This window comes from Pseudoalteromonas neustonica (genome assembly GCF_001653135.1).
Lineage (GTDB): Bacteria > Pseudomonadota > Gammaproteobacteria > Enterobacterales > Alteromonadaceae > Pseudoalteromonas > Pseudoalteromonas neustonica.
Genome location: NZ_BDDS01000016.1, coordinates 40,561 through 53,482 on the forward strand (window position 1 = coordinate 40,561; position 12,922 = coordinate 53,482).

The 12,922-nt window shown below is 38.6% G+C and carries 16 protein-coding genes; 2 read left to right on the plus strand and 14 right to left on the minus strand.

The features are described from left to right. Window position 1 precedes the first annotated feature (1 nt). The 5 genes from apt to A7967_RS17140 all read right to left on the minus strand — a co-directional run bounded on the left by apt (window position 2) and on the right by A7967_RS17140 (window position 3,119). Window positions 2-541 (minus strand): adenine phosphoribosyltransferase, encoded by a 540-nt coding sequence (apt, locus tag A7967_RS17125; protein WP_054205791.1) that lies wholly within the window; start codon window positions 539-541, stop codon window positions 2-4. Between the two features lie 226 nt (window positions 542-767). Continuing rightward, the gene (locus tag A7967_RS23575; RefSeq protein ID WP_269432723.1) at window positions 768-890 is read right to left on the minus strand and encodes a hypothetical protein; all 123 of its coding nucleotides are present in this window, start codon (window positions 888-890) and stop codon (window positions 768-770) included. A 71-nt stretch (window positions 891-961) separates the two neighbouring features. Further along, on the minus strand, window positions 962-1,711 hold the full coding sequence (locus A7967_RS17130) for an HvfC family RiPP maturation protein (RefSeq protein ID WP_054205760.1): 750 nt from the start codon (window positions 1,709-1,711) through the stop codon (window positions 962-964). 1 nt (window position 1,712) lies between these two features. Further along, window positions 1,713-2,567, minus strand: a complete 855-nt coding sequence (locus A7967_RS17135) for an HvfB family MNIO-type RiPP peptide maturase (RefSeq protein WP_064435895.1) — start codon at window positions 2,565-2,567, stop codon at window positions 1,713-1,715. A gap of 72 nt (window positions 2,568-2,639) precedes the next feature. Continuing rightward, on the minus strand, window positions 2,640-3,119 hold the full coding sequence (locus A7967_RS17140; RefSeq protein ID WP_054205759.1) for an HvfA family oxazolone/thioamide-modified RiPP metallophore: 480 nt from the start codon (window positions 3,117-3,119) through the stop codon (window positions 2,640-2,642). A gap of 362 nt (window positions 3,120-3,481) precedes the next feature. On the opposite strand from A7967_RS17140, the gene A7967_RS17145 reads away from it, so the two are divergent. Continuing rightward, window positions 3,482-4,438, plus strand: a complete 957-nt coding sequence (locus A7967_RS17145; protein WP_054205758.1) for a tRNA-dihydrouridine synthase — start codon at window positions 3,482-3,484, stop codon at window positions 4,436-4,438. Window positions 4,439-4,509: 71 nt separating this feature from the next. Further along, entirely contained in the window at window positions 4,510-4,863 is a 354-nt protein-coding gene (locus A7967_RS17150; protein WP_054205757.1) for a TraR/DksA C4-type zinc finger protein, read from the plus strand. A gap of 7 nt (window positions 4,864-4,870) precedes the next feature. On the opposite strand, the gene A7967_RS17155 is transcribed toward A7967_RS17150, so the two are convergent. From A7967_RS17155 to A7967_RS17195, 9 genes are all read right to left on the minus strand, one after another. Further along, window positions 4,871-5,923, minus strand: a complete 1,053-nt coding sequence (locus A7967_RS17155) for a hypothetical protein (RefSeq protein ID WP_054205756.1) — start codon at window positions 5,921-5,923, stop codon at window positions 4,871-4,873. A gap of 63 nt (window positions 5,924-5,986) precedes the next feature. Beyond that, window positions 5,987-7,246 carry a tetratricopeptide repeat protein gene (locus A7967_RS17160; protein ID WP_054205755.1) on the minus strand — a complete coding sequence of 420 codons (1,260 nt, stop codon included), beginning with the start codon at window positions 7,244-7,246 and terminating at the stop codon, window positions 5,987-5,989. Between the two features lie 10 nt (window positions 7,247-7,256). Next, window positions 7,257-7,874 (minus strand): energy transducer TonB, encoded by a 618-nt coding sequence (locus A7967_RS17165; protein ID WP_054205754.1) that lies wholly within the window; start codon window positions 7,872-7,874, stop codon window positions 7,257-7,259. Next, window positions 7,874-8,278 carry an ExbD/TolR family protein gene (locus A7967_RS17170; RefSeq protein ID WP_054205753.1) on the minus strand — a complete coding sequence of 135 codons (405 nt, stop codon included), beginning with the start codon at window positions 8,276-8,278 and terminating at the stop codon, window positions 7,874-7,876. The genes A7967_RS17165 and A7967_RS17170 overlap by 1 nt, the downstream gene beginning before the upstream one ends. 14 nt (window positions 8,279-8,292) lie before the next feature. Further along, window positions 8,293-8,817 carry a MotA/TolQ/ExbB proton channel family protein gene (locus A7967_RS17175; RefSeq protein ID WP_054205752.1) on the minus strand — a complete coding sequence of 175 codons (525 nt, stop codon included), beginning with the start codon at window positions 8,815-8,817 and terminating at the stop codon, window positions 8,293-8,295. Further along, window positions 8,817-10,181: a MotA/TolQ/ExbB proton channel family protein gene (locus tag A7967_RS17180; RefSeq protein ID WP_054205751.1), complete on the minus strand. Its 1,365-nt coding sequence runs from the start codon at window positions 10,179-10,181 to the stop codon at window positions 8,817-8,819. The genes A7967_RS17175 and A7967_RS17180 overlap by 1 nt, the downstream gene beginning before the upstream one ends. A 6-nt stretch (window positions 10,182-10,187) precedes the next feature. Next, window positions 10,188-10,958 (minus strand): DUF3450 domain-containing protein, encoded by a 771-nt coding sequence (locus A7967_RS17185; protein ID WP_054205750.1) that lies wholly within the window; start codon window positions 10,956-10,958, stop codon window positions 10,188-10,190. Between the two features lie 461 nt (window positions 10,959-11,419). Next, complete coding sequence (locus A7967_RS17190; RefSeq protein ID WP_054205749.1) at window positions 11,420-12,031, minus strand: response regulator transcription factor; 612 nt, start codon at window positions 12,029-12,031, stop codon at window positions 11,420-11,422. Window positions 12,032-12,428: 397 nt separating this feature from the next. Further along, on the minus strand, window positions 12,429-12,632 hold the full coding sequence (locus A7967_RS17195) for a cold-shock protein (protein WP_054205748.1): 204 nt from the start codon (window positions 12,630-12,632) through the stop codon (window positions 12,429-12,431). Between the last annotated feature and the right edge of the window lie 290 nt (window positions 12,633-12,922).

Genomic DNA, 12,922 nt, shown 5'->3' on the forward strand with positions numbered 1-12,922 from the left:
ATTACTCGCCTTCGAATTCAACCAATTTTAGGATTTTAATGCCCATTTTTGCAATACGTTGCTCGCCACCTAGTTCAGGTAAAGAGACTACAAATGCCGCATCTGTGGCATGGCCACCAAGCTTGTGAACTAACTTAGCCGTTGCTTCAATCGTACCACCAGTCGCTAATAAGTCATCCACTAATAATACTTTGTCGCCAGGGACAATAGCATCCGTATGTAGCTCTAATACATCTTCACCATACTCTAGTTGATAATCTTGCGAGATCACTTCGCGCGGTAGTTTACCTGGTTTACGAACTGGAATGAAAGGGATACCTAGTGCATATGAAAGTGGCGCACCAAAAATAAAGCCACGTGATTCAGTACCAATGATCTTTGTGAAACCTTGATCTTTATAAGCAGTTATAAATGCATTAATCGTCGCTTGAAACGCGGCAGGGTCAGCCATCAACGTAGTTACATCACGGAACATAATGCCCGCTTTTGGGTAATCTGCGATGGTAGTAATGCTGTCTTTAATAATAGATGGAGTTGTCATAATTTTAGCTGTCATACATGTAATATTACAAAGCAGGTAATTATATACCCAAGCCACCCCAAGAAGCGAGTTTCAGTAGGAATAAAACGTGATTTATAAAAACCACAGGAGGCAATTTAGAATATCTGTTAATGTACGAGGCGTGTGGTATAACTAAAGTGTTGGTAAGGAGTTAAAAAGATAAGACTGCACAAAATACAGCCTTAGTATAATTTACTAGGGTAAATTAAGACACGGTTGTGATCCAACCTAATATTGCATTTAAACACCCAACTACTGCAAATATAGCTAAAAACGCAATAAAATACATAGCGTTAAATGGGTCTTTAAAATCTTTATCATCTGACATGGGGACTACCTTTATTAAGCGCGACAAATAAAGCGCATATGATAGTCTATGTAAAAAAATCAATAAAGCGTTTAACCTTGATTTTTTGTCACGATCACACCACGTTCAACCATCGCGGTTAATGTCTGGGTAGCCCCTAGCAATAATTGCTCTTCTGTAAATTGCGGTGCGTGCTGAGCGACTTGCTCAATAACCGTAGCTAAATAAATTCCTGATGTTGACTCTATTATAGATAAGAGTAATGCTGTCATTGCATTGGTAGCTATAAACTGCACTTCATCTTCAGTATCACGATATACAACAAAGTAATGCGGCTGTTGCGATGGTTCTGAAGGTTGAAATTCGCTAGTAATGTGTTGCACTGGGTATTGATAACTTAAATTTCGGGCACAGCTACTAAGGTAAAGCGGTGTGTTACTTAGCTGTGTGGTGATAATTCGTTCCATAATGTCTAGCTGTGTAATCGATACATCAAGTTCTATCCATTCATAATGCGCAAGTTCAAGCATAAAAGCGGGATCACTTTCTTGCATTTTATAGTCGCTACTTAAATAATGAATAAACTCTCCCGCAATATCCAAAAAATAAGGGGATTGGCAATCGTGCTCAGCAAAAAAACAGCGAACTAGCTGTAACCAGTCATCATCACTGTAGAGTGTTTTCAGAACTGGGAAACCAGATGAAATAAAGCCATTTATATTATTAAAAAATAAGTCACGATAGATAGCCATTCGGCGATCTTCAATACCTTTAGGCTTTGGGTGCAATTGTGGTTCACGAATATGCGCCATAAACGCGTGTTGCGTGTCAATAAAGTTCATATCAGGCACTTTCTTTACTCTGAGGTATAGCGTTCTTCGCTTGTAGACAATGAATTATATCCAGTTCTTTAACTAGATCGGGAATAGCAGGAATATTAAAGTCACGCTCTAATAAGGTAGGAAATACCCCGTGATATTTATAAGCGTTATCGAGTAGTTGCCATACAGGGTCTATTACATCTGCGCCGTGAGTATCAATAATTAAATCATCGGCTTCATTGTAATGTCCAGCAACATGGCCATAAGCAATACGCTCTGACGGTAAGTTTGCTAAGAAATGGTCGCCGTCATAGCCATGATTTATTGAATTTACATAAATGTTATTTACATCGAGTAATAACTTACAATCAGCTTGTTGTAATATCTCAGTGGTAAATGCAAGCTCGCTCATTTGTTGACCTGGAGCCGCATAATAGGACACATTTTCAATAGCAATTTGCTGCTCTAAAATATCCTGTACTTGCTTAATACGCGGTACAACATGTTTAATTGCTTCTTCAGTGAATGGGATGGGCATTAGATCATACATATGACCAGTACCAGAGCAATAACTAAGATGTTCACTAAAGCGCTTTATGTTATGTATTTCAAAAAATACTTTTAACGATTTAATAAACGCAATATCTAACGGTTCAGGCGAGCCAATCGATAACGATAAACCATGACAGACAAAGTTATTTGTATCAGTAAGTGATTTAAATTGCTTGGCAAATCGCCCTCCGAGTTTTAGCCAATTTTCCGGAGCCACTTCCATAAAATCAATTTGCTTTGGTACCTGAATGAGTAATTCATCCAACATTTCTCGGCGTAAACCAAGCCCCACCATACCAAATTCATCTTTATTAGATATTCCCATAGATACTCCTTAATTTAAAAAGGCCCGCAAAGGCCTTTTTAATAGAATTAACTTAATGCTATCACAAAGTGATTAGTGGCTACCGCCACATTTACCTTCACCACATTTGCCTTCTTTTTTCGCTTTTGTGTCTTTAGCATCGCCGCCACATTTACCTTCGCCGCATTTGCCTTCTTTTTTCGCTTTTGCGTCTTTAGCATCGCCGCCACATTTACCTTCGCCGCATTTGCCTTCTTTTTTCGCTTTTGCGTCTTTAGCGTCGCCGCCACATTTACCTTCGCCGCACTTACCTTCTTTTTTCGCTTTTGCGTCGCCGCCACATTTACCTTCGCCGCACTTGCCTTCTTTTTTCGCTTTGTCATCTTTAGTTTTAGCATCGCCACCGCATTTACCTTCGCCACATTTACCCTCTGTAGCATCGACTTGGTAGCCTGTTACCATTTGCTGAAATTCAAATGGGTTTGCATGAACATCAGCAGAAATAAAACTTGTGCTGCCTACAACTACCGCGCCTAATGTTAACGCAATTGAATTCTTTTTAATTGTATTCATTTTATGACTCTCTCTAAAACATAAAGGTTATACTAAGTAGACCTTGCTAAAAAAATAATATTTCATTCAATCACAACTTTTTATTAATTTTTTACCAGAGCCCTACAAAATACGCACAACAGAAGATAACTATGAGAGTAAAATAAGGATTTATCAAGGTTATATTTATATCCAAGCCACCAGAGAGTTTAAGATCAAGGCGATTTATACTGCGTTATTGATTTTAACAATAGAGCCAACTATTACTTACAACCAATGCCTTACTGAAATCGCTTTTTACTCCAACTGAAACTGCATCTTGAGGTGGCTTGGGTATACAGGTAAACTACGCCTCCTTTTCAGTTGTATAAAGTTCCCCTATCATGAAATTAGTTTTAGCGCCTATGGAAGGGGTTGTCGATTTTAAAATGCGTCAACTGCTCACCGAAATTGGTGGCTTTGATCTATGCGTAACTGAATTTGTGCGCGTTATTGATGCCTGCCTTCCAGATAAAGTATTTCATCGCTATTGCCCTGAGCTTCATAATAATGGCTTAACTCGCTCAGGAACACCCGTGCGTATTCAATTACTTGGGCAAGTTGCGCACGCATTAGCTGCAAACGCAGTAAGAGCGATAGAACTTGGTTCACATGGTGTTGATCTAAACTTCGGTTGCCCTGCTAAAACGGTTAATAAGAGTAAAGGCGGCGCTGTACTGTTAAAAGATCCAGAGCATATGTATGAAATCATCAAAGCTGTACGTGATGCTGTGCCAAGCGAGCATCAAGTAACAGCTAAAATCAGATTAGGCTTTGATGACGATAGTAACAGTCAAGAAATTGTTGATGCTGTTGTCAGTGCTGGTGCTAGTAGCATTGCCATTCATGCCCGCACAAAACGTGATGGCTATAACCCACCCGCTTATTGGGAAAAAATTCCTCCATTAATCAAAGGTAAAGATATTGCTGTTGTAGCAAATGGTGAGATTTGGCAAGTAGAGGATGCCATACTATGCCAAAAGCGAAGTGGTTGTGCCGATTTAATGTTGGGTCGTGGTGCACTTTCGCACCCTGATTTAGCACGCAAAATTAAAGCTCATTTTAATGGCGAGCAATATGTCAGTCTTCAATGGGAACATGTGCTGTATCATCTAATTCATTCTGCTATACACCATGACCCAGCTAAAGATGAAAAGTATTTTGCTTCTCGTACTAAGCAGTGGTTGGGCTATTTAAAACGTCAATATAGCCAAGCTGATATTTTATTCGATGAGATCAGGCGTCTTAAAACAAAAGAAGACGTTGCCGATGTTTTGAAAAAATACGCTATTGCACCTTAATTTGACGCACATCATAGTGCGCTTTTTTTTATTGATGAATACTACAGCATTGCTCAATGGGGAAACTAATAATGATCAATGCTCAAAACCACCTGCTAATACTAAATGGCGAATTAAAGAAAGTAAGAACGTCTTTACTCTCAGCACTGTCGAACTCAAGTAACCTATTACACCATTCGCTCGTTGAAACATTAAAACAAAATAATCCAGAGCACTGGCTAGAATTAACTGATAGGCAGCTTGGGAATGAATATAGATCGCTTATTATTCGTCTAGAACAGCTAGAAGCCGCAGTCTGCCAAGTGGATATTGGGCAATATGGTTATTGCTGTGACTGTGAAGAAAAAATTGACTCGCAACGTTTAAATGCAGATCCAACAATTCAACGTTGTGCCAGCTGCGAGTCTAAGATAAAAAGTAATTAGTTCACGTTTACTTTTTATCTAAAAGAAATGAAAAGCTAAAGCTCGATCCAGGATAAAAAACAATGTCCTCAACCAAGTATTGAGCTTGCTGCGGTGTTAAGCTTAAGTGCTTAAGCAAGTTAACTTTGGCTTGTTGTGGTGTCCAAGCATGGTAGTGAATACCAACGTCGGTCTCCATCATCGCCAACCAAAATACTTGATCTGGTGCTGTTAGCTCTGATTTTTTACTTAACACAGCTTTAGTAAGGTCTTGATAATTTTGTGCCCAGTCAAAACCTATGCTCTCAATCGCGGTTGGTTTGAGCCACTGCTCTAATACTGAATACTGATGATCTAGCGCCAACGTCAATCCAAAACTTTCCCTTTGTCTTACTTTTAATTCAGACTGTACCGCTACCAACCAATTTAATGGAGGCTTAGTCATACCAGAAAAATAATTTAATTTACTTTGATACCATGGACCCCCATTCGCTAAGCCATGTAAACCTGCGCTTCCTCTAGGTATATAAGCTAATAAGTACTCATTAAAACCTTGTAATGCTAATTGTACATTTGAAGGTAAGCTGGGCCGATTTAAACTTACACTCACCTGCTGTTTTAACATACCCAATTCGATTGAATTTAGCTTTAGATTGCTTTCCTTGGCAAGTATCAACTGCTGTTGATTAAAATTAATCCAGCTTGCTATCTGCTGTGATATATCGAGCGTCTGATTATAGTTAAGCATATTTTCAAGCACAGGAATATGTGCTGGCCAGGGAAAATAGCGCTCAGGAAAACGCTCAGCAATAATTAAATAATCCAACAGCCTTTGCTCTGTTGGCTCTAAATCAAACGTATTAATTCCTTGATAAATTAAATGCCGTTTTTCTAAATAAGCGTTTGTGAATGGCCATTGCTCCTCACTCACTTGCTTAATTGATCCGTTAGTTTTTAGTAATTGGTTTAATGTTTGCAGGGTCTGTAAAGCATGATCTTTTGTTTGATACTGCGTGTGACTTTCACCACATCCACTTAATAAAAAACCGAGAAAGCACACCGTTAGTAAATGTTTTATCATGAGTATAATCCAATAAAAAAAGCCCCTATGGGGCTTTTTATAAATTGCTACAGCAAATTAAAGTTAAATCTTAACACCGTTGCGAGCGGCTTTATCTTTAATATAAGTTGACCAACCTTTTGCAAACTTACGTGTGCGAGGATCATCCATTGCTTTAACAATAGCAGCATAAGCTTGCTTATACTTTTCTTGATAGTAATAAGCTTCTGCTAAATCTGTATATATAGTTCCTTTCTTATCAGAACCTAATTCCAGAGCTTTGTTCAAACGAACAACGGCTGCACTATAGTTTTGCGACTGAAGCAATAATGAACCTGCTTTGCGGTAAAACTCAGCATCGTCATCAAATTTTGCCGCTTCTTCATAGTACTTAGCTGCTTTCTCTATTTCTTGAGAGCGATGGTAATTACTTGCCACTGCAGAGATATTTTGTTTTGTACGTTTAACTTTCTTCTCATTGATCGCATCTTCTAAAACTTTAGCAGCTTTAAAAGGTATTGCATTCAAAGAGTAGAAGTTAGACAAAACTTTATAATCAACTTCAGTTTCAAAGTAGCCATTATTAAATGCGACTTCCATCGTCGAAAGACCGGTTTTATAGTCTTCCGTCTGGAGGTAGTATTTACCTAAGCCTACCCATGCTTTTTTATCATCAGGCCAAACACGAACAATCTCTTCACCAACTTTAACCATATTTTTATAGTCTTTAAGTTCAAAATAAGAACCTAATTTTAATTGGTAAGGGCCTTTATTTGGCTCTTTTTGAAGTTTAATTGCCTTATCTGCCGGTTCAAAAACATCTTTGAATTTTCCTAACTGATGATTCGCTTGGGCGATGCGTGTGTAAACAGTTGCATCTTCTTGACCAGTAAAGTCCATCCACGCAACATACGCTTTTTTCGCTTTTTCATACTGCTCTGTGCCAGCTAACATATCACCTAATGTTTTTAAGCTTTGCTCATGATCAGCAAAGTTTAAAATATCAGGCGCAACAGCTAGTTCTAGGTATTTAATCGCAACTTTATACTGCTCTTTTTGCGCATACATACTACCTAAGTAGCGGTTAACTGTCGCTTTATCAAAGTCATCTGATGGCTCAAGCTCTTTAAGCATAGCAATTGCTTCATCAAGCTTTTCTTCGTTATAAAGCTCAAACGCTTTAATAACTTTCTTACCAACACGCTCTCCCATCACTCTAGTTTTTACTTTTTTACGCTCTTCTATCTTTGCGTAATCAGGCGCCGCTAAAGCAGGTGCAGTAAATACTGCACCTGAGAAAGACATAAGTACCGCAAGTGCTGTTACTTTAGATAAATTTCTCATACTTGCCTCCTTAATTGCCTTGGTTAAGTTTAAAGTCTAGCTGAACTTGTAAACCAACTTGTTTTTGTGGTTTTCCGTCAATAATCTTAGGACGGTACTTCCACTTACCAAGCGCACGTTTAGCTTCTCTATCAAAGATACGTTTAGGGTCTGCGTCGATAACATCGATGTCAGTCACTCCACCTAGCTCATCAATTGAGAATGAAAGTTGTACCCAACCTTCTTTACCATCACGTGCTGCTTGTGTTGGATATTTAGGTTCAATTCGAACGATAGGTGTCGCATCACCGTCACGTCCAAATGCACCTGGACCACTTAAACCACCTGCCGAACTTCCCACATCGATGCTGCCCATATTAAATGACATAGCACCCGGATTTGGGTTGTTGTTTTCCGGCTGTGGCGGCTGCGGTTTAGGCGGCTGCTTTGGCGGTGGTGGAGGCGGAGGCGGTACACGCTTCCTCTCTTGCACCTTAGATTCAGGCGGATTCGTCATAATTTCGACTATGATCTGCTCTTTTTGTTCCGTATTACGGTCAGCCCCACCAGAGATGAGGAAAGCCATGAAGTAGAACAAGCCGAAAGTAACTGCCCCACCTGCAATCAGTGAAAACAGAAAACGAATCATTACTGATCTCCAGCTATTGAAATTCTCAGGTTATCGCCCGTCGCTTTAATCTGGTCCATAACTTTAACCACTACGCCATGTTTTGCATCTTTGTCAGCTTGCAAAATTACAACTTCAGTAGGTTGTTCTGCTAATAAACTTTCAATTTTTGCTGAAACACGTTCAACATCAACTTGCTGTTTATCAATCCAGATTTCGCCGTTGTCACGAATAGCAATAAAAATGTTAGCATTTTTTTGCTTCGTAGCTTGGGCCGCTTTTGGTTTATTGACCTCGATACCAGCCTCTTTAACGAACGATGTAGTTACGATAAAGAAAATAAGCATGATAAATACGATGTCAAGCATCGGTGTCATATCGACCGTTGCATCTTCTTCTTCACGAAAACGTTGTTTACGTGCCATATTTAATTCTCTCTCTAGTGATGAGGCATACTATCAATAAGTTTGGCTTTCACCATTTTAGCTTTTGTCTCAAGACGTGAGCTAAAAAATACTCCAGATAGTGCCGCAACCATTCCAGCCATTGTTGGGATTGTTGCCATTGAAATACCTGATGCCATTAAACGTGCATTACCCGTACCTTGGCTTGCCATGGTTTCAAAAACCGCGATCATGCCTGTTACTGTACCAAGTAAGCCAATTAAAGGACAAACAGCTACCAATGTTTTAATCAACAACATACGCTGATCTAATTTTTCAGACGCTTCAGAAATCCATGCTTCACGGATTCTGTGTGCGTACCAAGACGTAGTGTCTTGGCGGGCATCCCACTTAGCTATAATTCCCTTCGATAAACGAGGAAACTCTGCAAGTAAGAACCAATAGCGCTCAATCATTAAAACCCACATAAGAAAGAGTGCTATCGCGACCACGTATAAAACCTGGCCGCCTGTGCCAACAAAATCCCTGATAGATTCCCAGATTTCCATCAGGACTAGCATTAGGCTTTCTCCTTCTCCGCGTGAGTAGCGATGATACCTGCGCTTTGCTCATCAAGGATGTGTAATACCGACTTACTACGACCCGCAACAACAGCGTGAAGAAGAATAAGTGGTAGTGCAGCAATTAGACCTAGCGCAGTAGTTACAAGTGCTAGAGAGATGTTACCTGCCATGATCTTCGGATCACCTGTACCGAACAATGTGATTGTTTGGAACGTTAAGATCATACCGATTACCGTACCTAGTAGACCAAGTAGTGGCGCGATTGCAGCAAGGATTTTGATAATGTTGATACCAGCTTCAATGCGTGGCGTTTCACGAAGAATCGCTTCATCAAGCTTAAGCTCAAGGTTTTCAACGTCTTGATTCTTATTATCATGGTACACTTTAAGAATACGACCCAATGGGTTATTTGTATTCGGTGTAGCAAGATTTTTAAGCTGGCTGTTGATTTTGCTTTTTGTAAGCGTTAGGTCAACAAAACGAGCTAGGAAGATTAATAAACCTAAGCCTAACAACGCAGTGATGATGTAACCAACAACGTCACCTTGATGATAGTACTCTTCAAGTGTCGCTTTTTGTGTATTGATACGTAAGATCGCACCACGAGTTGGATCCACATAAACACCAGCAAAGTTATCAGATGAAGTATTTGCTAAATCATCAATACCTGCAAGGATAAAACCGTCTGGTTGCTTACCTAGTGGCTGAATCGATTTAGTTTCAGGTGAATAGATTAAGTATCCGTCATCTGTTACTAAGTTGAAGTTACCAATACGCGTTACTTTCTTGATAGATGCATTACCGTCAAGACCTGCAACTTCAGTTTCAAATGTTGAAACCTTCGCTGACTCAGTCATTTCAGTTTGTAAAGAAATCCAAAGCTCTTCAAGTTCACGAACTGTTGGTAATTCTTTAGCAGCAGCTAATGAACGTAAGATTTCAGCACGGCCTGGCTTTTCAGCAGATACAAGTGACGCTTCAATTGAACCGATTGCATCTTGAGCTGCACGACGTACAACACCAAACATCTCACCTAAAGTACCTTGTGCACTTTGTAGAGCTGCTGCTTTCTCATTCATTGTATTTTCGTTTTGTGCATATTCTTTAGTTAAACGAGTTCCACGCGACTTTTCAGACGCTAATTGGCTTTTCGCTTTATTAAGTAACGCTTGCTTGTCAGCACGAGCAGAAAGAAACTCTTGCTCACGTTGCTTATTGATTTTGCCTTCAGAGATACGCTCTTGTTTTACTTGCTCAAGAATTTTATCTAGAGCAGCAGAACTTGCATGTGCATTAAGCGCGGTACCTGCAGAAACAGACAGTACTGCTGCAACAGCAAAACCTTTAAATAGTTTCTTCATTATTGATTACTCCGCGCCAAAGATTGGTAGTTTAACAAGTTCTAATGTCGCTTGCTTACGCGCCATACGGATAACTTCTTTAACAGGTTTTAGGTATTCATCACCTAATTCTTTCCACTGCTTAGTGTTGTTATCCCAAACCCACGCGTGCTTAAGGTCAAACGATTGTGCAACATAAGTGATACGACCTAATTGGCCGAAATCAACATTTATGCTTTTGCCATCAACTTCTAAAGTACCTTGTGAAGCAGCAACTAAAGAGCTGTATGCAGCTTCAATAGTGTAGGCTTCTAATACTTGACGGAATTTCTCTGATGTAGTTACAGAAGAAGAAACCATTGTTTCACGTAATCTTTCAACGCGCGCTAAACGATTGTCACTGTTAAACGGAACGTCCGCTTTGATGAATTGCTCGAGCGTATCGATCATGCGATACATCAAAGGCACAACGTTTTGTTTTGTGTTGTCGATAGTAGCGATTTGACGGTCAAACGATTCAATTTGTGCATTTTGGTCAGCGACCAAACGTGCAACGTGATCGTTGTATACTTTCAAAAGCTCAGTTTCATCAACAATGCTACGGTACTCAGCGATAAGCTCTTGAGTTTGACCGTATACGTTGTCAATTTTAGTTTGAGACTTAACCGCAGCCGTTTGAATTTTTAGACCTGCGTTTTGCACGTCCTTCAAAGGATCTGCAATCACATTGCTGCTTGCGAATGCAAATGCGCCAACCAACGCAGTTGCTACAAGACTCTTTCTGATTTTAACAGACATAGTTCCCAACCAATTAAGTAATGTTACTTTTATAATTTAATTATCCTCCGAAGAAGACAACCCTGATATCTTTTAATAGATATCAACCCTCCAATAATGCTAAATGCAATGCACGCTGTCAACTTGATGTTTGGAATTAACTAGAAATAAATCTTCAGAAGCAGCATAAACTAAAATACAAAAAACAAAGGATTAACATAAATGCAACAGGTGGATTTTTCGAAGGTCTATAAAAGCCGCTAACTAACGACGGTTTTTTTTTAAATAAATTAAAGACGCACATAAATGTAACATTTCATGTCAAAGCGAGGTTTAAAAAAAATATTTCAGGAAACTTTAATATAAGCTTAATCATTCAGTAAAAAAGCGTTTTTATGCACGGGTTGAAACAAAAATGAAAGGAATTAGCTGTAAAATGTATTAAATTACACAGGGTGTACTTAACTTCTTACAGCTAAATTTTAAAAAGAGTCTTCTTTTACAAGTTTCGCCAGTGAAATGACTGAGTCAACACCTAGCTTTTCGAATATCTTCGTTTTATAGGTGCTGACTGTTTTATTACTTATAAACAATTTTTCACCTATATCCTTATTAGATAGCCCTTCTATAAGATATCGCATGACAGTAAGTTCACGCTCAGTAAGTATTTCATCTAGATCTTTATCGTTACTAACCAAATCACCTTGCGGGAAAAAAGTAAAACCACGTAAAATTAATTCAACTGCAGAAGTGATATCTTCTAAGCTCTCAGCCTTATTGATAAACCCTTGAGCTCCCAACTTTGCGGCGGTACGAATTATATGCTTATCTTGTTTAGCGGATAAAAAAAGAACATGCCCTTTATACCCATCTAAAAGCGCGCGTTTATATAAGCTAAAACCGTCAGAATCTTCCAATTCAATATCTAAAATAATAAGCGTGATATTATTTTTCTTTAAAGCATCCAATGCCGCTTTTTGACTAGCGACTGTATATATATCACCAACTAATGCAGATGTACCTAAGGTGGTTTTTATCGCTGCACATACCATTGGGTGATCATCAACGATCAGTACGTTATTTCTAATATTCATTAATTAGCAAACCCTTTACTTACTTTGTAATGCTTAAACTTAGTGTAAACCAAGATAGCTAATTGTTCCTGCTTCTTGCCAAGCATTTTGATGTGGCAATCGTCGCAATCAGTGAATGAACTTTATAATGAATATAAAATTTACTATGTGTTCTTCATTCAGAAAATATAATTTATGTTATAGATGTTAATTCTAAAGTATAAGGATAACGAATATAAACAAACTGATACAGGATAAAAACAAGGATGAATATAAAATTCAGTAATTGGGATGCGGAATGATTTAATAAATAATGTTTTAGTATTGCTAAAAAATGTAATTTTATAAAAATTTTAGGAGGATTATGGTGAAACAGGGCTCTGTTTCACCACGATGAACTTAGGTTCACATAATAAAATTATGCTAGTTCTACGTTCTCAGCTTCAGGGCCTTTTTGGCCTTGCTTGATGCCGAAAGACACTTGCTGGCCTTCGCTTAGAGTGCGAAAACCTGAACCAGTGATAGCGCTGAAATGTACGAATACGTCAGGGCCATTCTCTTGTTCAATAAAACCAAAGCCTTTAGCTTCGTTGAAAAACTTTACTTTACCAGTAACCGACATACTAAATTTTCCTGTAAGTCAATAATTAAAATTCAGCCATATTATTATGGCAATATCCTCCCTGAGTCAATGCCCAAAAATCTGGAGGTATAGTACAGGAACAAGTAATAACCTAACCGGTAACCTTAAACGCAGCACAATATCCGTAAATTCAATACGCAAAAACTCAAAGCAATATAAGATTAGCACAATAAAAACGTTTTTGCTCTATTAATTAGTAAATATTTTGTCTGCCAATTCGCAATGCACGAAACACTATCTAACTGATTAATTTTAAAACTAAAAACGTA

Bases quoted from the DNA above. Each gene is read 5' to 3' on its own strand.
- apt (WP_054205791.1), bottom strand. From the start codon at position 541: ATGACAACTCCATCTATTATTAAAGACAGCATTACTACCATCGCAGAT.
- A7967_RS23575 (WP_269432723.1), bottom strand. From the start codon at position 890: ATGTCAGATGATAAAGATTTTAAAGACCCATTTAACGCTATGTATTTT.
- A7967_RS17130 (WP_054205760.1), bottom strand. From the start codon at position 1,711: ATGAACTTTATTGACACGCAACACGCGTTTATGGCGCATATTCGTGAA.
- A7967_RS17135 (WP_064435895.1), bottom strand. From the start codon at position 2,567: ATGGGAATATCTAATAAAGATGAATTTGGTATGGTGGGGCTTGGTTTA.
- A7967_RS17140 (WP_054205759.1), bottom strand. From the start codon at position 3,119: ATGAATACAATTAAAAAGAATTCAATTGCGTTAACATTAGGCGCGGTA.
- A7967_RS17145 (WP_054205758.1), top strand. From the start codon at position 3,482: ATGAAATTAGTTTTAGCGCCTATGGAAGGGGTTGTCGATTTTAAAATG.
- A7967_RS17150 (WP_054205757.1), top strand. From the start codon at position 4,510: ATGATCAATGCTCAAAACCACCTGCTAATACTAAATGGCGAATTAAAG.
- A7967_RS17155 (WP_054205756.1), bottom strand. From the start codon at position 5,923: ATGATAAAACATTTACTAACGGTGTGCTTTCTCGGTTTTTTATTAAGT.
- A7967_RS17160 (WP_054205755.1), bottom strand. From the start codon at position 7,246: ATGAGAAATTTATCTAAAGTAACAGCACTTGCGGTACTTATGTCTTTC.
- A7967_RS17165 (WP_054205754.1), bottom strand. From the start codon at position 7,874: ATGATTCGTTTTCTGTTTTCACTGATTGCAGGTGGGGCAGTTACTTTC.
- A7967_RS17170 (WP_054205753.1), bottom strand. From the start codon at position 8,278: ATGGCACGTAAACAACGTTTTCGTGAAGAAGAAGATGCAACGGTCGAT.
- A7967_RS17175 (WP_054205752.1), bottom strand. From the start codon at position 8,817: ATGCTAGTCCTGATGGAAATCTGGGAATCTATCAGGGATTTTGTTGGC.
- A7967_RS17180 (WP_054205751.1), bottom strand. From the start codon at position 10,181: ATGAAGAAACTATTTAAAGGTTTTGCTGTTGCAGCAGTACTGTCTGTT.
- A7967_RS17185 (WP_054205750.1), bottom strand. From the start codon at position 10,958: ATGTCTGTTAAAATCAGAAAGAGTCTTGTAGCAACTGCGTTGGTTGGC.
- A7967_RS17190 (WP_054205749.1), bottom strand. From the start codon at position 12,031: ATGAATATTAGAAATAACGTACTGATCGTTGATGATCACCCAATGGTA.
- A7967_RS17195 (WP_054205748.1), bottom strand. From the start codon at position 12,632: ATGTCGGTTACTGGTAAAGTAAAGTTTTTCAACGAAGCTAAAGGCTTT.